Raw genomic sequence first — 19,916 nt, 5'->3', positions numbered from 1 at the left:
CTGCCACAGCAACCTGGGGGTTAAGCGCGATCCGGGTCGGGGATGAGGGGAGAGCAGTGAACGTCCTGTCGGTCGATCTCGGCACGTCCAACACGGTCGCCGTGCTGTCCGCGCACGGCCGCCCGCCTCGGGTGGTGGACGTCGACGGATCGTCGATGATGCCGTCCGCGGTGTTCGCGGGCGAGGACGGCAACCTGGTCGTCGGCCGCGACGCCGAGCGGCGCGCCCGCCTGGACCCCGCCCGGTTCGAGCCGAACCCCAAGCGCCGCGTCGACGAGGGCACCCTGCTGCTCGGCGACACCGTCGTCCCGGTCACCGACGCCCTCGCGGGCGTGCTGCGCCGCGTCGCCGACGAGACCTCGCGCCAGCTCGGCAACAAGAAGCCGGACGAGGTGCGCCTCACCCACCCCGCCCAGTGGGGTCCGGTCCGCCGCAACGTGCTGCTCTCGGCCGCCCGGCAGGCGGGCATGGGCTCGAACCTGGTGCTCGTGCCCGAGCCGGTCGCCGCCGCGGCGCACTTCGCGTCCTTCCCCGGGCAGACCCTGGCCTCCGGCCAGGCGCTCGCCGTCTACGACCTCGGCGCGGGCACCTTCGACGTCGCGATCGTCGGGGCCACCCAGAAGGGCTTCGTGGTCCTGGCCGAGGCGGGCCTGCCCGACCTCGGCGGCCTCGACGTCGACCAGGCGCTGCTCGAGCACGTCGGCCGCCAGATCTCGCACCGCGACCCGGCGGGCTGGCAGCGGCTGCTGCGCCCGGAGTCCACCGGCGACCGCCGCGCCCAGCGCGCGCTCCGCGAGGACGTGAAGGCGTCCAAGGAAGCCCTCTCCCGGCACCCGCAGACCGAGGTCCCCCTGCCGGAGCCGTTCGACGACGTGTTGGTCACCCGGGTCGAGCTGGAGGCGCTGATCCGCCCCGGGATGCTGCGCAGCGTCGAGCTGCTGGCCGCGACGATCCGCTCCACCGGCATGACCCCGGATCGCCTGGTCGGCATCTACCTGGTCGGTGGTTCGAGCCGGATTCCGCTGGTGGCGACGCTGATCGCGGAACAGCTGCGGGTCGTGCCGACCAGCCTGGACCAGCCCGAGACCGCGGTCGCCCTCGGCGCGCACCACGTGCCGCAAGAGGGCATCACGATGCGCACGGGCGACATGAGCAGCACCATCGACGCCGTCCAGCGCACCCGCGCCATGGTCCCGCCGCGCACCGGCGGCTTCGCCCCGCAGGGCCCGCAGTCCGGCGCGCTCCCCGCCCAGCAGGGTCCCCCCGGCCCGCCGTCCGGCGCGATCCCGGTGCAGCAGCAGTATCCCGCGAGCGGCCCCCAGCGGCCGATGCCGGGCCAGCCGTCCCGAACGGCCCCGGTGCCCGCCGGTCCGCCCTCGGGGCCCACGCCCGCGCAGCAGCGCCCGCCGCGGTTCGCGAACCAGGGTCCCGCCGCCGCCCAGCCCCGGTCCAACTCGAACAAGTCCTGGTACATCGCCACCGCCGTGGTCGCCGTGCTGGTGATCGGCATCGTCAGCGTCATCATCGCCACCTCGGGCAACTCCGCAGTCGCGGCCGACTGCGAGGGACAGAGCCCCGACCAGCAGGGCATGACGCAGTGCATGCGCGACATCGCGGGCGTGGTGGCCCAAGAGGGCAAGTGCAAGTCTGGGGCTAGCGTCGGGAGCGGCCAGATGCCCACTCTGCCCGGCATCCAGGCCTCCACCTGCACGAGCAAGGACAACTGGACGGTCATCTACTACCAGGTCGGCGGGGCCGACCAGGTGCCGCAGTTCATGGAAGCGCTGACCTCCACCGTCAAGGAGCAGGAAAAGGCCACCTGGACCGGGGGAAGCCTGAGCGGTGAGTACCGGCTGATCGACATCGGCGGTATCGGCTTGCTCGCCTTCAGCGTCGACGACCGTCCGCTCATCGGCTTCATGGTCAAGTTCGACGGTTCCAACACGGGCACGGACGAGGCCAAAAGTTACTTCGAGGACTACGTGAAGCCGAAGGCGACCTCCTGAGGACCCGCGCCAACCCACCCGTCGGCGCGCGGCCCCGCGCGTGACCGCCAGCAGCGGATAGGAAGATAAGGCGATGCGCGTCCTGTCGGTCGATCTCGGCACGTCCAACACCGTCGCGGTCCTGTCCGCCCACGGGCGACCGCCCCGGGTCATCGAGGTCGACGGGTCCGCCACGATGCCCTCCGCGGTGTTCGCGGGCGAGGACGGCAAGCTTGTCGTCGGCCGGGACGCCGAGCGGCGGGCGCGGCTGGACCCGTCGCGGTTCGAGCCGAACCCGAAGCGGCGGGTCGACGACGGCACGCTGCTGCTCGGTGACGCGGTCGTCCCGGTCACCGAGGCGTTCGCCGCGGTCTTGCGCCGGGTGGTCGAAGAGACCTCCCGCCAACTCAGCGGCTCTATGCCTGACGAGATCCGTCTTACCCATCCCGCCCAGTGGGGTCCTGTTCGCCGGAATGTCCTGCTATCCGCCGCTCGGCTAGCGGGCATGGGCTCGAACCTGGTGCTCGTGCCCGAGCCGGTCGCCGCCGCGGCGCACTTCGCCTCCCTCGGCCACCCGCTCGGGCCCGGCCAGGCGCTCGCCGTCTACGACCTGGGCGCGGGCACCTTCGACGTGGCGATTGTCGCGGCCACCCAAGCGGGGTTCGCCGTGCTCGCCGAAGACGGCCTGCACGACCTCGGCGGCATGGACGTCGACCAGACGCTGCTCGAGCACGTCGGCCGCTCGGTCTCGCACCGCGACCCGGGAGGCTGGCAGCGGCTGCTGCGCCCGGACTCCACCGGCGACCGGCGGGCCCGCCGCGCGCTGCAGGAGGATGTGAAGGCCGCCAAGGAGGCGCTGTCGCGGCACCCGCAGACCGAGGTGCCGATGCCGGAGCCGTTCGACGACGTGCTGGTCACCCGCGCCGAGCTGGAGGCGCTGATCCGGCCCAGTATGCTGCGCAGCGTCGAGCTGCTCGCGAGCACCATCCGGGCGACCGGCACGACCCCGGACCGTCTGGTCGGCATTTACCTGGTCGGTGGTTCGAGCCGGATTCCGCTGGTGGCGACGTTGATCGCCGAGCAGTTGCGGGTCGTGCCGATCAGTCTGGACCAGCCAGAGACCGCGGTCGCCCTCGGCGCGCACCAGGTGACCCAGGAGGGCATCAGCCTGCGCACGGCCAACGTCCCCTCGTCCACCGGGGGCATCCCCAGCCAGGCCCCGTCTACCGGCGGTTTCCCCAGCCAGCCACCGCCCACCGGCGGTTTCCCCAGCCAGGCTCCGCTGCCCACCGGCGGTTTTCCCACCCCGCCGCCGGGTTTTCCGCCGTATCAGCAGCCCCGGCAGCAGCAACCGGCGCCGCAGGCCAACTTCCCGACCCCGCCGCGCCCGGAGCAGGCGGCCAAGCCCGGACGATCGAAGGTGCCGCTCGTGGTCGCCGCGATCGTGGTCGTGGCCTTGGCAGCGGTCGGCGGGTTCTTCCTGATCAAACCGGGCGACGACCTGCCGACGGCCGCCGAGTGCCGGACCGAGGGCGCCAAGGACGGCCAGGGTTTCACCCCGTGCCTGCGCCAGCTCGCGGGCGATGTCGCGGATGGCGGCCAGTGCGCGCCCGGCGACGGCCCGGCCGACGTCACCTGCTCGCTGCCGGAGTCGTACCGCGTCGACTACGCCCAGGTCGGCTCGCAGGACGAGGCCCGGGGGATCCTCGAAGCGGAGCTGGGCGCGAAGACCGACGGCGACCACGTCCTCGCCGACTGGCGGGGCAACGGCCTCGACGGTTCTTACCGGGCAGGCGTTAGCGGCGACAGCGGTGTGTTGGTCTTCACGGTCAAGGACCGGCCGCTGGTCGGCTGGCTCTCGCGGACGCGCGACGGGGTCAGCCCCGACGCGCTGGCCGACTTCTTCGCCGCCAACGTCCAGCCGGGGACCTGAGCAGGCCGGGGACCTGAGTCAGCGCTTCCGGTTCCGCAGCGCCCGCAGGCCGACCACGATCGCGGCGACGCAGGCCCCGATCACGCCGATGGTCAGCCAGAGGTCTTCCGCGGGGGTGGGCGGGTCGATCGCGAGCAGCAGCACACCATGATTCTGCCTGTCCGTAGACTCGGCGTCGATGCGCATCACCGCTTTCCGAGCCATGCTCGCCGAGGAGTTCGGCGTCTCCCGCGCCGACACCATCGCCCGTGACCACGTCTTCGCCGCTCTGGGCGGACGCACCGTCGATCAAGCGCTGGAGGCGGGACTGCCCACGAAAGAGATCTGGCAGGCCGTCTGCGATGCCTTCGAGATCCCGGCCGAGCGCCGCTGACCGCCTCCCGAACCACCGGCGGGTCAGTATCCCAGATCGAACAGATGTTCGCTATTGTTCATCCACAATGGCACCGTTCATCCACAGACCGGCGGCGCCTGCTGAGAATCGTCGGCCCTTGCCCGTAGCGTCGGCCCCGTGAGCACGAAACAGACTCGAGTCAACCGAGGTGGATCGAAGATGGCACCAGCACCCGACAGGGACAAGGCGCTCGAACTCGCCCTGGCCCAGATCGACAAGAACTTCGGCAAAGGCTCGGTGATGCGCCTCGGCGACGAGGGTCGAGCCCCCATCGCCGTCATCCCGACCGGTGCGATCGCCCTCGACGTCGCGCTCGGCATCGGTGGCCTGCCGCGCGGGCGAGTGGTCGAGATCTACGGCCCAGAGTCCTCCGGTAAGACGACCGTCGCCCTGCACGCCGTGGCCAACGCGCAGCGCGCGGGTGGGATCGCCGCGTTCATCGACGCCGAGCACGCGCTCGACCCCGACTACGCCAAGAACCTCGGGGTCGACACCGACGCCCTGCTGGTCTCCCAGCCGGACACCGGCGAGCAGGCGCTGGAGATCGCGGACATGCTGGTCCGCTCCGGCGCGCTCGACATCCTGGTCATCGACTCGGTCGCGGCGCTCGTGCCGCGCGCGGAGATCGAGGGCGAGATGGGCGACAGCCACGTCGGCCTCCAGGCCCGGCTGATGAGCCAGGCGCTGCGCAAGATGACCGGCGCGATGAGCAACTCCGGCACCACCGCGATCTTCATCAACCAGCTCCGCGAGAAGATCGGCGTGATGTTCGGCAGCCCGGAGACGACGACCGGCGGCAAGGCGCTGAAGTTCTACGCCTCGGTCCGCCTCGACGTCCGGCGCATCGAGACCCTCAAGGACGGCGGCGAGCCGGTCGGCAACCGCACCCGGGTCAAGGTGGTGAAGAACAAGGTCGCGCCGCCGTTCAAGCAGGCCGAGTTCGACATCCTCTACGGCAAGGGCATCAGCCGCGAGGGCTCGCTGATCGACATGGGCGTCGAGCAGGGCATCCTGCGCAAGTCCGGAGCCTGGTACACCTACGAGGGCGACCAGCTGGGCCAGGGCAAGGAGAACGCCCGCAAGTTCCTGCTGGAGAACCCGGACGTCGCCAACGAGATCGAGAAGCGCATCAAGGACAAGCTCGGCATCGGAGCCAAGCTCGACGCCGACGAGACCGCTCCGGCGCCCGTCGAGTTCTAATGTCCGATCGCAGGTACGCACGCAGGACCCGGGGGTCGGGCGACGATGCCGACTCGTCCCCCGGGGAATCGTCCGCGGCCCGCGCCGTCGATCCCGACGACCCGGCGGCCAAGGCCCGCGACATCTGCTACCGGCTGCTCGCCGCCCGCGACCGGACCCGGTTGGAGTTGGAGCAGGCGCTGCGCCGCAAGGAGATCCCCGACGACGTCGCCCAGTCGGTCCTCGCCAAGTTCGATAAGGCGGGGTTGATCAACGACGAGGCGTTCGCCGAGACCTGGGTCAGGTCCCGGCACACGCACCGCGGCCTCGGCCGCCGCGCTCTCGCCATGGAGTTGCGCCGCAAGGGCGTGGACGACGCCATCGTGGCCGAGGCCGTCTCGGCGGTCGACAGCGACGCCGAGGCCGACCGCGCCGCCCAACTGGTCCGCGGCAAGCTCGGCGGCCTGCGCGGCGTGGACGACCAGGTGAAGATCCGCCGCCTGGTCGCCATGCTCGCCCGCCGCGGCTACCCCGAGGGCCTGGCCTTCCGCGTCGTCCGCACCGAACTGGCCGCGGCGGGAGCCGACACCGCCACTCTGGACGCCTTCCCCGACTGACCCGACCGCCCTGCCCGACCCACACGCGGGAGCGAGCAGCGATGCCGGGACGGTGGGCAGGCCACGAGTGTCCGGGCGGGGCCGCGAGGGTGGGGGAGGCTGGAACCCGGGGTGTGCGCAGGGCCCCGGGGGAGCGGGGCGGGCCGAGCGCGGACCTGGGACGGGCAGGTGGCCCACCTGCCTTCCAGGAGCGGCTTGCGGACGCTTGGCGCCGATGCCCTCGTCCAGCGGCAGGATCTCCGGGTCGATGGAGATGACCACGCCCAGCGCCTGCCGCACCCGCATACCGCGGAGTTAGGTGCGCGGCGGCAGGGGCAGGCAGTCGCCTCGCGGCGGGCTTGCCGGGTGCGCGCACTGCGCGGCCTCGCCGGACGGCATTCGCGCCATCGGCAGGTGTGCCGACGGTCCAGTTCGTGCCATGAGCCGCGTCGGCTCGGGGGGGACGGCGAGGGGCGTCCAACGGGTGCGCGTTACGTGCTCTGGGTGGAGCGCGTCCGCGCTGAGGTCGCAGGGCGGTTGGCGACCGTCCAGGGCAGCCACTCGAACCGGCCGGGGCTGCACTTGATCGGTACCGGGGTGGCGGGCGGCGCGCGTTCCTGGGGCACAAGTTCCGAACTGAAGTGCCGTCTTTTTCGCCGTCGCGTCACCCGCCATAGCGCGCTCCGCTGTCGATCTCAGTGGCCAGTGTCACAGTAGATCGAAAATCGCCGTAATCGTTGTGGTTCAAGGGTTTCCACCAGGTCCGATGAGGGTGGACGTGGATCTTGTGTGGGTGAGATCACATGTCTCGATGCCGATCTGTAGTGGGTCGATCACCCGGTGACGCACCGCTTGTGGTACTTGTCACATCTGCCGTTGCAAGGCACAGTCGGCGACGAGCGGCGTCCGGTCCTTCACGAAGGCGTACGGACACGGCGCGGCGAACGGACCGGTGTAACGGAGGTGCGAGATGTCGAGTACGGAGATCAGCGAGCTGCAGCGGACCATCGGCCAGCTGCGGCACTGCGTCGGTGCCCTGCGCGCGCGGTATGGCGACATTCCGGCGGTGCGCAGGCTCGACAACGACATCGAGCGGATCGACATCGACGCGGGGGACTTCTCGCCCACCTCGACCGCGCCGGTGCCGCGCGGGTCGCGGGAATCCGAGGTCGTGGTCGTTCCGGACACCCCGTACGACCCGGCCCTCTGGCAGGGCGCCGACGACGAGGGAGTCGGCGGCTACCAGCGTTAGCAGGCTCACCCACTTCTCAACGACGAGGACACGATGACGTCAGGTGTTGGCGCCCCCGACCGGGCCAAGATCGCCGCGCGCACCCTGCGGACCGACCGGTGGTGGCTCCCGCCCCTGCTCACCAACCTCGGGTTACTGGCCTTCGTGGTCTACGCGACCATCCGGTCGTTCATGGGGAAGTGGTACTGGGCCGCCGAGTACGGCTACCTGACACCGTTCTACTCACCGTGTCTTAGCGACTCCTGCCTGCCGGGATCCAGCCACTTCGGCACTCCGCTGCCGGAGCTGCCGGGCTGGATCCCGCTGGGCTTCATCGCCCTGCCGTTCCTGCTGGGCTTCCGCCTGACCTGCTACTACTACCGCAAGGCCTACTACCGCTCGGTCTGGCAGTCGCCGCCCGCGTGCGCGGTGGCCGAGCCGCACGGCGGCTACTCGGGGGAGACCCGGCTGCCGCTGGTCGTGCAGAACGCGCACCGCTACTTCTTCTACGTCGCGCTGGTCGTCTCGGTGGTCAACACCTACGACGCGGTCGTGGCCTTCACCCACGGACTCGGCCTGGGAAATTTCATCCTGCTCGGCAACGTGATCCTGCTCTGGGCCTACACCCTGTCCTGCCACTCGTGCAGGCACATCGCGGGCGGGCGGCTCAAGCACTTCTCCAAGCACCCCGTGCGCTACCGCGCCTGGACGCTGATCTCCAAGCTCAACGTCCGCCACATGCAGCTTGCCTGGACGACGCTGGGCACCCTGGTCCTCACTGACCTGTACGTGATGCTCGTCGCCAGTGACGCCATTTCCGACCTGCGGTTCTTCTAGACCGCCATCCCCCGACAGCGAGAGGAAGAAATGACCGAGGTCGAGCGCCACTCCTACGACGTGGTGGTCATCGGAGCGGGCGGCGCCGGGCTGCGCGCGGTGATCGAGGCGCGCCAGCGCGGGCTGCGGGTCGCCGTGGTGTGCAAGTCGCTGTTCGGCAAGGCGCACACCGTGATGGCCGAGGGCGGGTGCGCCGCGTCGATGGGCAACGCCAACGCCAACGACAACTGGCAGGTCCACTTCCGCGACACCATGCGCGGCGGGAAGTTCCTCAACAACTGGCGCATGGCCGAGTTGCACGCCAAGGAGGCCCCGGACCGGGTCTGGGAGCTGGAGACCTACGGCGCGCTGTTCGACCGCACCGCGGACGGCCGGATCAGCCAGCGCAACTTCGGCGGCCACACCTACCCGCGCCTCGCGCACGTCGGCGACCGCACCGGCCTGGAACTGATCCGCACCATGCAGCAGAAGATCGTCTCGCTGCAGCAGGAGGACTTCGCGGAGACCGGCGACTACGAGGCGCGGATCAAGGTCTTCGCCGAGTGCACGGTCACTGAGCTGATCAAGGACGGCGACCGGATCGCGGGCGCGTTCGGGTACTGGCGCGAGTCGGGCCGGTTCGTGCTGTTCGAGACACCGGCCGTCGTCCTGGCGACCGGGGGCATCGGCAAGTCGTTCAAGGTGACCTCGAACTCCTGGGAGTACACCGGCGACGGACACGCGCTGGCACTGCGCGCGGGCGCGACGCTGATCAACATGGAGTTCGTCCAGTTCCACCCGACCGGCATGGTCTGGCCGCCCAGCGTCAAGGGAATCCTGGTCACCGAGGGCGTGCGCGGCGACGGCGGGGTGCTCAAGAACTCCGACGGCAAGCGGTTCATGTTCGAGTACATCCCCGAGGTGTTCAAGGGCCAGTACGCGGACGGCGAGCAGGAGGCCGACCGCTGGTACGCCGACCAGGAGAGCAACCGCCGCACGCCCGACCTGCTGCCCCGCGACGAGGTGGCGCGGGCGATCAACTCCGAGGTGAAGGCGGGCCGGGGGTCGCCGCACGGCGGGGTGTTCCTCGACATCGCGAGCAGGCTGCCCGCCGAGGAGATCCGCAGGCGGCTGCCGTCGATGTACCACCAGTTCAAGGAACTGGCCGACGTCGACATCACGGCCGAGCCGATGGAGGTCGGCCCGACCTGCCACTACGTCATGGGCGGCATCGAGGTCGACCCGGACACCGCGCAGTCGGTCGTGCCCGGGTTGTTCGCCGCGGGCGAGTGCTCGGGCGGGATGCACGGGTCCAACCGGCTTGGCGGCAACTCCCTGTCCGACCTGCTCGTCTTCGGCAGGCGGGCAGGACTGGGCGCGGCGTCCTATGTGGAGTCACTGTCCAGCAGGCCGACGGTCGACCAGTCCGCTGTGGACGCCGCGGCGAAGATGGCGCTGGCGCCGTTCGACCCGGCTGTCGACGGCGTCGAAGAGAACCCGTACACGCTGCAGAACGAGTTGCAGCAAACCATGAACGACCTGGTCGGCATCATCCGCAAGGCCGACGAGGTCGAGCGGGCGCTGGCGACCCTCGCCGAGATCAAGGCGCGCATTCCCAACGTCACCGTCGAAGGCCACCGCCAGTTCAACCCGGGCTGGCACCTGGCGATCGACCTGCGCAATATGGTGCTGGTCAGCGAATGCGTCGCCAGGGCAGCGCTGACCAGGACCGAGAGCCGCGGCGGCCATACCCGCGACGACTACCCGCAGATGGATTCGCAGTGGCGTAACACGTTGCTGGTTTGTTCGGCTAACGGCGACCAGGTAGTGCCGGACGTCCGGATCGAGCGCAAGGAGCAGGAGCCGATGCGCCAGGACCTGATGGAGTTGTTCGAGCTTCCCGAGTTGGCGAAGTACTACACCGACGGCGAACTTGCCGCACACCCGGGAAGGACGGCCTGAGGTGGCCTACAAGGCGAAGTTCAAGGTCTGGCGCGGCGACGCGGAAGCCGGGGAACTGCACGACTTCCTGGTCGAGGTGAACGAGGGCGAGGTCGTCCTCGACATCATCCACCGCCTCCAGGCCACCGAGGCGCCCGATCTGGCGGTCCGCTGGAACTGCAAGGCGGGCAAATGCGGGTCGTGCTCCGCGGAGATCAACGGTAAACCGAAGTTGCTGTGCATGACCCGGATGTCGACGTTTACCGAGGATGAGGTAGTCACCGTCACGCCGATGCGCACCTTCCCGGTAATCCGCGATCTGGTGACCGACGTGTCGTTCAACTACACCAAGGCCAGGGAGATCCCGTCGTTCACCCCGCCTCCCGGCCTCGCCCCCGGCGAGTACCGGATGCGGCAGGTCGACGTGGAGCGCTCGCAGGAGTTCCGCAAGTGCATCGAGTGCTTCCTGTGCCAGAACACCTGCCATGTGGTGCGCGACCACGAGGACAACAAGGAAGCCTTCGCGGGCCCGCGCTACCTGATGCGGGTCGCGGAGTTGGAGATGCACCCGCTGGACGTGGCCGACCGGGTGGCCGCGGCCCAGGACGAGCACGGCCTGGGCTACTGCAACATCACCAAGTGCTGCACCGAGGTGTGCCCGGAGCACATCCAGATCACCGACAACGCGCTCATCCCGATGAAGGAACGCGTCGCCGACCGCAAATACGACCCGATCGTGTGGTTGGGCTCGAAGCTGTTCAAGCGCTCGAAAACCTGACCAGAAGACCACGGTGGCCGGTCCTCGCGAGGACCGGCCACCGTGAGTCTGAGCGGAAAGGCGTCAGCCGCCGCCGGTCCCCGGGGTGGTGACGTCGTTGGCGGGCAGGGTCGCGGTCTCGCCGTCGACCACCACGGCCTTCTTGCCCTGGCTCAGCCTGCGCTCGACGTAGATCGCCAGCCTGCTCAGCGCGTAGTTGACCAAAATGAAGATGACCGCGACGAGCAGATAGACCTGGATCGGGTTCTTCAGGTTCTGGATGATGATTCCGGCGGTCCGCACGGTTTCGTCGTAGCTGATGATGAAGCCCAGCGAGGTGTCCTTGAGGACCACGACCAACTGGCTGATGAGCGCGGGCAGCATGGCCCGGAACGCCTGCGGCAGCAGCACCAGCGACAGCACCTGCGAGCGCCGCATGCCCAGCGACTCCGCAGCCTCCCGCTGCCCCTTGGGCAGCGAGTTCACGCCGGCGCGGACGATCTCGGCGATGACGACCGAGTTGTACGCGGTGAGGCCGATGACCAGGAACCACAGGGTCGGCAGGTCGACGCCCAACTCGGGAAGCACCCGGGCGGCGAAGAAGATCATGATGACCACGGGGATGCCGCGGAACAGCTCGATGAACCCGACCAGGAGCCACCGGTAGGACTTCCCGGCGGCGATCCGGGCGACCGCCAGCAGCGTGCCGATGATCAGGGAGAACACCACCGCGAGCGCGGCGGCGGTCAGCGTGTTCACCAGCGCGTCGCCGAGCAGCGTCCAGACCTGCTGGAACCTCCGGTGGCCTGGGTCGAACAGCGGCGCCCACTTGTCGCCTGCGAACTGGTCCTGTTTTTCCAAGCGCAGGCCCACGAGAACGAGCACGGCGAGGAAGAGGACCCCGGCGAACAGGCTGCTGATCAGCACCCGGCGCTTGCTGCGCGGTCCGGGGGCGTCATAGAGGACGGACGTGGTCATCGGGCCACCTCACTGGTTCGGTGGCTTCGCTCGCTGGCGCGCTGTGTCATGGATTCGCTCGCAGGCTCGCTCATCATCGGGCGATCGCCACCTTCCGCTCCAGCCAGCCGAGCAGCACCCCGGCGGGAATCGTGATCAGCAGGTAGCCGAGCACCACGCCGATCAGCACCGGCAGCGCGGCCTCCCCGCGGGCGGAGGTGAGCGTGTCACCGACGGCGAAGAGGTCCCCGCCCACGCCGAAGGCGCCGACGATAGCCGAGTTTTTGATCATCGCGATGAGCACGCTGCCCAGCGGCGGCACGACCGTGCGCAGCGCCTGCGGCAGCACCACGGTGGACAGCGACTGGCCGAAGGTGAGTCCGACCGCGCGGGCCGCCTCGGCCTGGCCCGGGGGCACCGAGTTGATGCCGCTGCGGATCGCCTCGCACACGAACGCGGAGGTGTAGAGCACCAGGCCGGTGATCCCGAACCAGAAGTACGCCCCGTTGACGCCGATCTCAGGCAACCCGAAGGCGCAGAAGAACAGCACCACTGTCAGCGGGCAGTTGCGGAACACGTTCACCCAGGAGGTGCCGACCCAGCGCAGTGGCGGGACCGGTGACACCCGGAATCCCGCGATGACCGTGCCCAGGATGAGCGAGCCGATCACGGCGAGCGCGCAGATCCGGAGCGTTTGCAGGAATCCGTCGCGATAGAGCGAGAAGTTGTCGAAGATGACGTCCACGTGGTCTCCGAGCCCGGTTAGAGCGTGGGGCGCCTGCCGACTCGGCAAGCGCCCCAGCCTTGATCACTCGATCAGCTGCAGGCGGCCAGAGTGGGCAGCGCCGGGGCGTCCGGCGCGACCTTGCCCGCGGTGTCCTTCCACGCCTTGGCGTAGCTGCCGTCGGCGGCGGCGTCCTTGAGCGTCTGGTTGATGAACTCGCAGAACTTGACGTCGCCCTTCTTCACGCCGATGCCGTAGGGCTCCTTGGTGAAGGGCTTGTTGACCAGCTTGAACGCGCTGTTGGAGTCCGCGATCAGGCCGAGCAGGATCACGTTGTCGGTGGTGACGGCCTGCACCTGGCCGGTGCGCAGCGCGTCGGCGCACTTGGAGTACACGTCGAACAGGACCAGGTTGGCCGGGTCGACATACTGCTTGATCTTCTCGGCGGGGGTGGAGCCGGTGACCGAGCAGACCTTGGCGTTGGCCGCCTTGAGCGCTTCCGGGCCGGTGATGGCCGAGTCGTCGCTCTTGACCATCAGGTCTTGGCCTGCCTCGTAGTACGGCCCCGCGAAGGAGATGCGCTCTTTGCGCTTGTCGTTGATCGTGTATGTCGCCACCACGAAGTCGACTTTGCCCTGCTCGATGACCTCTTCGCGGACCTTCGAGGGGGTTTCCTCCCACTTGATCTTGTCAGCGGGGATGCCCAGCTTCGCCGCGATGAGCTTCGCGATCTCGACGTCGAAGCCGGTGTAGGTGCCGTCGAGCTCCTTGAGGCCGAACAGCGGTTGGTCGACCTTGGTGCCGATCGTGACCGTGCCCGCGTCCTTGAGCTTGGCCATCGTCGTGCCTGCCTCGAAGTTCGCCTGGGTGTTGACCGGCGGATTGGCTGTGCCCGCGTCGTTCGACTCACCGCACGCGGCCATCGAAAGGGCGAGAGCGGCGGTCACGGCGCCGACCATAAGGCCCCGGAGTCGCATGTGTGCTCCTTCATGTCGTCGGCTGCGGTTCAGCCGATCGGATGTTTCTCAGTGCGTCAGGATCTTGCCAAGGAAGTCCTTCGCCCGCCCGGACTTGGGCGCGGTGAAGAACTCGTCCGGGGCGCTGTCCTCGACTATCTCGCCGTCGGACATGAAGATGACGCGGTTGGCTGCCTTGCGGGCGAAGCCCATCTCGTGGGTGACGACCAGCATGGTCATGCCCTCGCTGGCGAGGGTGGTCATGACGTCGAGGACCTCTTGGACCATCTCGGGGTCCAGCGCGGAGGTGGGCTCGTCGAACAGCATCACCTTGGGCCGCATCGCCAGCGCGCGGGCGATCGCGGCGCGCTGCTGCTGGCCGCCGGAGAGCTGCGCCGGGTACTTCTGCGCCTGGTTGGCGATGCCGACGCGCTCCAGCAGCTCCATCGCGGTCTTGCGCGCCTCCGCCACCGGCTGCTTGCGCACCTTCACCGGGGCCAGCAGCACGTTTTCCGCGATCGTCTTGTGCGCGAAAAGATTGAACGACTGGAAAACCATGCCGACCTCGGCGCGCAGCCGGGCCAGTTCCTTGCCCTCGGCGGGCAGCGGCTTCCCGTCGATCTCGATGACGCCGGAGTCGATCGGCTCCAGGCGGTTGATCGCCCGGCACAGCGTGGACTTGCCCGACCCCGACGGGCCGAGAACGACGACGACCTGCCCCTTCGGGACCTGGAGGTTGACATCCTTGAGGACGTGCAGCTGGCCGAAGTGCTTGTCCACCGCCTCCATTCGGATCATCAGCGGAGCGGTGTCAGAGGCGGTCATCTAATCCTCCACGAGCGCTTGCGTCACAGGTTGGCGGCGATTCGGCTGGCACGCGATGGCGGAAACCTACTCCGGCTCACGCCGATGTCCATGCCGCTTGAGCAACACTTAGGGTCTCAACTCTGTCACACAGGCGCAGGTGAAGCGGAGGGACACGCGTGCGAGTGCTGCTCGTGGAGGACGACGACCGGGTCGCGGACGCGCTGACCCCGGCCCTGGTGCGCCGCGGTCTGACCGTCAAGCGGCTCGCCGGTGGGGCGGGCGTGCTCGACCTGGTGTCCGAGGTCGACGTGGTGCTGCTCGACCTCGGGTTGCCCGACGTGGACGGGATCGTCCTGTGTCGACAGATCCGGGCGGCCAGCGACGTCGCGGTCATCGTGGTCTCGGCGCGCGGGGAGGTGGACGACCGCATCCTGGGCCTGCGCGCGGGTGCGGACGACTACCTGGTGAAGCCGTACGACGTGGACGAGCTGGTGGCGCGCGTGCACGCGGTGCGCCGCCGCCGCGCCGACCGCGGCGGGCCGACCGGGGTGGCCGAGCTCGGCGGCGTGCGGGTCGACTTCGACCGGCACGAGGTCACTGTGGACGGTGCGCCGGTAGCGCTGTCGCGCAAGGAGTTCCAGGTTTTCGCGATGATCGTCGACGCGCGGGGGGCGGTGTGCGGGCGGGAGCAGATCCTCGCCGAGGTCTGGGGACGCGCTGGCGCGGCGGAGAACCGGTCGCTCGATGTCCACGTGGCCACGCTGCGGACCAAGCTCGGCAGGCCCGCGCTCATCGAGACCGTCCGCGGGGTCGGCTACCGCTTGTCTGGGCAACCAGGCAGACTCGGCTGAGGGGCGGCACCGGGGGAGAGGCGTCATGCGGTCACGGCTGTTGGGGATGGTCTGGTTCCTTGTCGCGTTGCTCGTGTTCGGTCTCGGCGTCCCGCTGGCGCTGTCGGTGGCGGGCGCGGAGCAGCAGCGGCTGTTCCTCGACCGGCTCACCGACACGACCCGGTTCGCCTCCCTGGCGCAGCGCCCGCTGATCGATGGGCTGCCTGAGTCGTTGCGCGAGGAGTTGCGGGCCTATTCGAGCCTCTATGGCGTGGACGTGCTGGTGGTCGACAAGGAGCGCGTCCCGGCGGTGGGCTCGGGACGCGCGGGGGAGCCCGCGACGATCGACCTGAACCGCGAGGATGTCAGCGACCGGGTGCAGGCCGCCCTCGCCGGGCGGCGTCCCGAGCCGGGGCCGCTGCTGCTGCCCTGGAACGACCGCCCGCTCGTGCTGGCGGGCCCGGTGCTGGTCGACGGCGAGGTGCGGGGCGCGGTGGTGACCGTGTCGCCCACCGACCGCAGCCGCACCCGCATCCTGTGGTGGTGGCTGATCATCGGCGCGGGCGGGGTGCTGGCGTTCGCGCTGGCGCTGCTGCTCGCCGTGCCGGTGGTCCAGTGGATTCTGCGCCCGGTGCGCAGGCTGGACGAGGCCACCGGCGCGCTGGTCGCCGCCGTCGTCAGCGGCCGCGACGTCGAGCCGGTCGGCGAGGAACGCGGGCCGCCGGAGCTGCGCAAGCTCGGCCGCTCGTTCGACCGGATGGCCGCCAGCGTCGGCGACACCCTCGCCGCGCAGCGCGCCTTCGTCGCCGACGCGTCCCACCAGCTGCGCAACCCGCTCACCGCGCTCAAGCTGCGCCTGGTCAACCTGGAAGGCCACGTCGACAGCGAGGCCGAGGTCCACCGGGTCGCCGCCGCCGCCGAGGCCGACCGGCTCAACCGCATCCTCGACGAGCTGCTGTCCATGGCCCGCGCGGAGAACGCGGGCGGCGATTTGGTCCCCGTCGACGTGGACGACGTGGTCGCCGAACGCGTCACCGATTGGCGAGTCGTGGCTGACTCGCGGGAGATAGCGCTAAGCACCACCGGTAGCGCGGGTGAGACCAAGGCACTCGTGCCCGCGCGCGGCTTGGACGGCATCCTCGACGCGCTGCTGGACAACGCGCTCAAGTTCACCGGCCGGGGAAGCGCCGTCGAGGTCTCGGTGTCGGTCGCCGACGAGCGGGTGCGGCTCTCGGTCCGCGACCACGGGCCGGGGCTGCGCGCGGACGAGCTGGAGCGGGCCACCGACCGGTTCTGGCGCAGTTCCACGCACCAGAACGTGCCCGGCTCCGGGCTGGGGTTGGCCATCGTGAGCCGGATCGTGGCGCGCGCCGAGGGCGACCTACGGCTGGACCTGCCCGATGGCGGCGGCCTGCGCGTCACGGTAGAGCTGCCCGCGGCCTCTTAGATCTTGTGGTCTCGGTAGTAGCGGGCCGCGCCCGCGTGCAACGGGACTGGGTGCGTCTCGATCGCGGAATGAACGTCTATCGATAGCGCTGCCGGATTGGTCTTGGCCAACTCGGGCCGGGCGTCGAAAAGGCCCTGGACAAGCGCGTAAGCCAGATCGTCGGACATCTTGTCGGTGACGAGCAGGAAGTTCGACACGACCAGCGTGTTCACCGGGCCGCCGGGAAGGCGGTAAGTGGACGCGGGGATCGACGCGGAGTTGTAGACCGGGTAGCGGCCGCGCAGCGGGGGCAGGTCGTCGGTCAGGTCGAGCAGCCGGATCGGGAGCACGTCGGCCAGGTCGGTGATCCCCTTGGTCGGCAGGCCGCCGGACCAGAAGAACGCGTCGATCTTGTCGAGCTTGAACGCCTCGATCGACGCGGTGAGCCCCAGGTTCTCCAGGGTCAGCGTGCCCGGCTCCGACAGCCCGCTGATGGCGAGCACGCGCTTGGCGATGAACGCGACCCCCGACTCCGGCGAGCCGATGCCCACCCGCATCCCGCGCAGATCGGCCAGGTTCCGGATCGGGCCGTCCCGGCGGACCACGACGTGCAGGTAGTCGTCGTAGATGCGGGCCAGCGCGCGGGGCTGGCGGTCCCGATTCGTCGGCTGCGCGGCCACATCGGCCGCGCTGAAGGCGATGTCCGCCTCGCCCGCGAGCAGCTTGTTGACGTTGTCCGGCGAGCCGCTGGTCTCCAGGACCTCCGGCCGGTCTATGGCCAACTGCTCCTGCCACTTCGTGGCCAGCGACTGAGACAGGTTGTTGTAGACGCCCGAGGTGAAACCAGCGGCGACGCGCAGCCGCACCCCCTCGAACTGGCTGTCGCAGCTCGTCAGCAGCCCGCTCACGGCAAGCAGCGCGAGCAGCGCTCCGCGGAGCCGGTCGAACCGTCGGGTGCGCGCCATTCGCTGATGGTGCCAGACCAGCGGGGACCGATTCAGGGGAAAACGATCGTTGGATGGTCACCGATGGGTATCGGGACTCCTCGCCGTGCGCGAGCGGGCCCGGCGTACCCTCGGTAACCGAGATGAGCGCGCGCACCTACCAAGTCCGCACCTACGGGTGCCAGATGAACGTCCACGACTCCGAGCGGCTGTCCGGCCTGCTGGAGGACGCGGGCTACGTCGCCGCGCCCGCGGGCGAGCAGGCCGACGTCGTCGTGTTCAACACCTGCGCCGTGCGGGAGAACGCGGACAACAAGCTCTACGGCAACCTGGGCCACCTCGCGCCGGCCAAGACCGCCAACCCGGACATGCAGATCGCCGTCGGCGGCTGCCTGGCGCAGAAGGACCGCGGCGAGATCGTCAAGCGGGCGCCCTGGGTCGACGTCGTCTTCGGCACGCACAACATCGGCTCGCTGCCCGCGCTGCTCGACCGCGCCCGGCACAACCGGCGCGCCGAGGTGGAGATCCTGGAGTCGCTGGAGGTCTTCCCCTCCACGCTGCCCGCGCGGCGCGACTCGGCGCACTCGGGCTGGGTGTCCATCTCGGTGGGCTGCAACAACACCTGCACGTTCTGCATCGTCCCCGCGCTGCGCGGCAAGGAGAAGGACCGCCGCCCCGGCGACGTGCTCGCCGAGGTCGCCGCGCTGGCCGCCGAGGGCGTGCTGGAGGTGACCCTGCTCGGGCAGAACGTCAACTCCTACGGCGTCGAGTTCGGCGACCGCTACGCCTTCGGCAAGCTGCTGCGCGCCTGCGGCGACATCGAGGGCCTGGAGCGGGTCCGCTTCACCTCCCCGCACCCCAAGGACTTCACCGACGACGTCATCGCCGCCATGGCCGAGACGCCCAACGTGTGCCACCAGCTGCACATGCCGCTGCAGTCGGGGTCCGACCGGCTGCTCAAGGAGATGCGCCGCTCCTACCGGTCGGCGCGGTACCTGTCGATCATCGACAGCGTGCGGGCCGCCATGCCCGACGCGGCGATCACCACCGACATCATCGTCGGCTTCCCCGGCGAGACCGAGGACGACTTCCAGGCCACCCTCGACGTCGTGCGGCAGGCCCGCTTCACCGGCGCGTTCACCTTCCAGTACTCCAAGCGCCCGGGCACCCCGGCGGCGTCCATGGCCGGGCAACTGCCCAAGGAGATCGTCCAGGAGCGCTACGACCGGCTCGTGGAGTTGCAGAACGGCATCGCCTGGGAGCTGAACAAGGAGCAGGTCGGCCGCGCCGTCGAGGTCGTCGTGGCCACCGGCGAGGGCCGCAAGGACGCCGACACCCACCGGATGAGCGGCCGCGCCCGCGACAACCGGCTCGTCCACTTCGCCCCCGGCGACAACGACATCCGCCCCGGCGATGTGGTGGAAACGGTCGTCACCTACGCCGCCCCGCACCACCTGGTCGCCGACGGCCCCGTGCTGTCGCATCGCCGCACCCGCGCGGGCGACCACTTCGCAGCGGGCATCCGCCCCAAAACCCCCGGCGTCGGCCTCGGCCTGCCCGCCTTCGGCGCCCCACCGCCGCTGCCCGCCCCAACCGGAGGATGTGCGGTCGGATGAGCGACCCAGACGACCCCAACCTCGCCATCCTCCGCGACGAGATCGACGCCGTCGAACGCGCCTCCTCCCGCAAGGTCGAACTGGGCGGACGCGCGGTGGTCCTGTCGATCGCGGTGTTCGTCCTGATCGTGGGCTACCTGCTGCCCTGGATGGGCAGCGCGGCAGGCTGGCAGGTCCTGCTCGGCGCCGGAGACGCCGCCGGAAAGGCGGGCGCGGTCCCCCGCCTGTTCGCCGCCACCGCCCTGCTGTTCGGCATCGCGGCCTCCACCCTCACCCTCCTCACCCGCCGCTGGGCCCTGGCCTGGGCCTCCGCCCTGGGCGGCTGGTTCGCCACTGTCGACGGCCTGTTGGCCATCTGGTCCCGGCAGTCCTCGGCAGGCCTGACCTCCCCTGGCCCCGGCATCGGAATGGTCGTGTCCGAGGTCGCGATGGTCGTCTTGGCGGTCCTCTGGTTCCGCACCGCCTGGTCCCGCACCTGACATCCGGTTTGGTTCGGCGCTTGAGCAACGGCTTGGTCCACACTTGACCCCCGGTGCGGTTCGGCGCCTGAGCCCGGCTTGGTTCGGCGCCTGACTCCCGGCTTCGTCCCGCACCTGACTCCCGGTTTGGTTCGGCGCTTGAGTCGACACCTGCCTGCTCCACCATTCCAGAAGTGCGCCCGGACCCGGTGCCGGTTGTCCACATAGGCCCGTTCCATCCACAGGTTTCGCGTACCCCTTCCGTCGCCGCCCAGACCCGATAGACTGGAGCGGGGCGGCCCCCCGGGGAGGGTGGGGTATGCCGCGCGCGGGCGCAATCGGCGCTTTGGCATGAAGCGGGTGTCG

Annotated in this window: 19 protein-coding genes and 1 pseudogene; 13 read left to right on the top strand and 7 right to left on the bottom strand. The window is 69.8% G+C overall.

Features of this window, described 5'->3' with window-relative positions:
* Positions 1–56 precede the first annotated feature (56 nt).
* Together BLS56_RS06660 and BLS56_RS06655 are read left to right on the top strand one after the other, a co-directional pair.
* Positions 57–2,006: an Hsp70 family protein gene (locus BLS56_RS06660; protein ID WP_091449038.1), complete on the top strand. Its 1,950-nt coding sequence runs from the start codon at positions 57–59 to the stop codon at positions 2,004–2,006.
* A gap of 73 nt (positions 2,007–2,079) precedes the next feature.
* Positions 2,080–3,918, top strand: coding sequence for an Hsp70 family protein (locus tag BLS56_RS06655; RefSeq protein ID WP_091449037.1), 1,839 nt, complete (start codon positions 2,080–2,082; stop codon positions 3,916–3,918).
* A gap of 18 nt (positions 3,919–3,936) precedes the next feature.
* Here the strand turns inward: BLS56_RS06655 and BLS56_RS32715 are convergent, their stop codons facing one another.
* The gene (locus BLS56_RS32715; protein ID WP_267463897.1) at positions 3,937–4,062 is read right to left on the bottom strand and encodes a hypothetical protein; all 126 of its coding nucleotides are present in this window, start codon (positions 4,060–4,062) and stop codon (positions 3,937–3,939) included.
* Between the two features lie 34 nt (positions 4,063–4,096).
* On the opposite strand from BLS56_RS32715, the gene BLS56_RS06650 reads away from it, so the two are divergent.
* The 3 genes from BLS56_RS06650 to BLS56_RS06640 all read left to right on the top strand — a co-directional run bounded on the left by BLS56_RS06650 (position 4,097) and on the right by BLS56_RS06640 (position 6,108).
* Positions 4,097–4,291, top strand: a complete 195-nt coding sequence (locus BLS56_RS06650; RefSeq protein WP_091449036.1) for a DUF3046 domain-containing protein — start codon at positions 4,097–4,099, stop codon at positions 4,289–4,291.
* A 180-nt stretch (positions 4,292–4,471) separates the two neighbouring features.
* Positions 4,472–5,512 (top strand): recombinase RecA, encoded by a 1,041-nt coding sequence (gene recA / locus BLS56_RS06645; protein WP_091449035.1) that lies wholly within the window; start codon positions 4,472–4,474, stop codon positions 5,510–5,512.
* A complete protein-coding gene (locus BLS56_RS06640) occupies positions 5,512–6,108 on the top strand; it encodes a regulatory protein RecX (RefSeq protein ID WP_091449034.1) in 597 nt (198 codons plus the stop codon). The genes recA and BLS56_RS06640 overlap by 1 nt, the downstream gene beginning before the upstream one ends.
* A gap of 207 nt (positions 6,109–6,315) precedes the next feature.
* On the opposite strand, the pseudogene BLS56_RS32115 reads toward BLS56_RS06640, so the two are convergent.
* A pseudogene (locus BLS56_RS32115) lies at positions 6,316–6,435 on the bottom strand (ABC transporter ATP-binding protein); the annotation flags it as partial.
* 622 nt (positions 6,436–7,057) lie between these two features.
* Between BLS56_RS32115 and BLS56_RS06635 the strand changes: the two are divergent.
* The 4 genes from BLS56_RS06635 to BLS56_RS06620 are packed head-to-tail and all read left to right on the top strand — an operon-like array spanning position 7,058 to position 10,853.
* Positions 7,058–7,339, top strand: coding sequence for a hypothetical protein (locus tag BLS56_RS06635; RefSeq protein ID WP_091449033.1), 282 nt, complete (start codon positions 7,058–7,060; stop codon positions 7,337–7,339).
* Between the two features lie 33 nt (positions 7,340–7,372).
* Positions 7,373–8,155 carry a hypothetical protein gene (locus tag BLS56_RS06630; protein ID WP_091449032.1) on the top strand — a complete coding sequence of 261 codons (783 nt, stop codon included), beginning with the start codon at positions 7,373–7,375 and terminating at the stop codon, positions 8,153–8,155.
* A 30-nt stretch (positions 8,156–8,185) separates the two neighbouring features.
* Positions 8,186–10,096, top strand: a complete 1,911-nt coding sequence (locus tag BLS56_RS06625) for a fumarate reductase/succinate dehydrogenase flavoprotein subunit (RefSeq protein WP_091449031.1) — start codon at positions 8,186–8,188, stop codon at positions 10,094–10,096.
* A 1-nt stretch (position 10,097) separates the two neighbouring features.
* On the top strand, positions 10,098–10,853 hold the full coding sequence (locus BLS56_RS06620) for a succinate dehydrogenase/fumarate reductase iron-sulfur subunit (protein WP_091449030.1): 756 nt from the start codon (positions 10,098–10,100) through the stop codon (positions 10,851–10,853).
* A 63-nt stretch (positions 10,854–10,916) separates the two neighbouring features.
* Here the strand turns inward: BLS56_RS06620 and BLS56_RS06615 are convergent, their stop codons facing one another.
* The 4 genes from BLS56_RS06615 to BLS56_RS06600 form a co-directional block, all read right to left on the bottom strand.
* Entirely contained in the window at positions 10,917–11,810 is an 894-nt protein-coding gene (locus BLS56_RS06615; RefSeq protein ID WP_091449029.1) for an amino acid ABC transporter permease, read from the bottom strand.
* A gap of 73 nt (positions 11,811–11,883) precedes the next feature.
* Positions 11,884–12,534, bottom strand: a complete 651-nt coding sequence (locus BLS56_RS06610; protein WP_091449028.1) for an amino acid ABC transporter permease — start codon at positions 12,532–12,534, stop codon at positions 11,884–11,886.
* Positions 12,535–12,605: 71 nt separating this feature from the next.
* Positions 12,606–13,490, bottom strand: a complete 885-nt coding sequence (locus BLS56_RS06605) for a glutamate ABC transporter substrate-binding protein (RefSeq protein WP_091449027.1) — start codon at positions 13,488–13,490, stop codon at positions 12,606–12,608.
* 48 nt (positions 13,491–13,538) lie between these two features.
* Entirely contained in the window at positions 13,539–14,267 is a 729-nt protein-coding gene (locus BLS56_RS06600; protein WP_175482727.1) for an amino acid ABC transporter ATP-binding protein, read from the bottom strand.
* 185 nt (positions 14,268–14,452) lie between these two features.
* Here BLS56_RS06600 and BLS56_RS06595 point away from each other — a divergent pair, with 185 nt between their 5' ends.
* A complete protein-coding gene (locus BLS56_RS06595; RefSeq protein ID WP_091449025.1) occupies positions 14,453–15,127 on the top strand; it encodes a response regulator transcription factor in 675 nt (224 codons plus the stop codon).
* A gap of 25 nt (positions 15,128–15,152) precedes the next feature.
* Positions 15,153–16,553, top strand: coding sequence for a sensor histidine kinase (locus tag BLS56_RS06590; protein WP_091449024.1), 1,401 nt, complete (start codon positions 15,153–15,155; stop codon positions 16,551–16,553).
* On the opposite strand, the gene BLS56_RS06585 is transcribed toward BLS56_RS06590, so the two are convergent.
* Positions 16,550–17,497 (bottom strand): TAXI family TRAP transporter solute-binding subunit, encoded by a 948-nt coding sequence (locus BLS56_RS06585; protein ID WP_091449023.1) that lies wholly within the window; start codon positions 17,495–17,497, stop codon positions 16,550–16,552. The genes BLS56_RS06590 and BLS56_RS06585 overlap by 4 nt on opposite strands.
* A gap of 122 nt (positions 17,498–17,619) precedes the next feature.
* Between BLS56_RS06585 and miaB the strand changes: the two genes are divergently transcribed.
* Positions 17,620–19,092, top strand: a complete 1,473-nt coding sequence (miaB, locus tag BLS56_RS06580; RefSeq protein WP_091449022.1) for a tRNA (N6-isopentenyl adenosine(37)-C2)-methylthiotransferase MiaB — start codon at positions 17,620–17,622, stop codon at positions 19,090–19,092.
* On the top strand, positions 19,089–19,571 hold the full coding sequence (locus BLS56_RS06575; RefSeq protein WP_091449021.1) for an Rv2732c family membrane protein: 483 nt from the start codon (positions 19,089–19,091) through the stop codon (positions 19,569–19,571). The genes miaB and BLS56_RS06575 overlap by 4 nt, the downstream gene beginning before the upstream one ends.
* Positions 19,572–19,916 lie beyond the last annotated feature (345 nt).

The sequence above is a fragment of the Actinokineospora iranica genome, assembly GCF_900101685.1.
Lineage (GTDB): Bacteria > Actinomycetota > Actinomycetes > Mycobacteriales > Pseudonocardiaceae > Actinokineospora > Actinokineospora iranica.
This window is presented reverse-complemented; position numbering and strand designations above follow the sequence as displayed.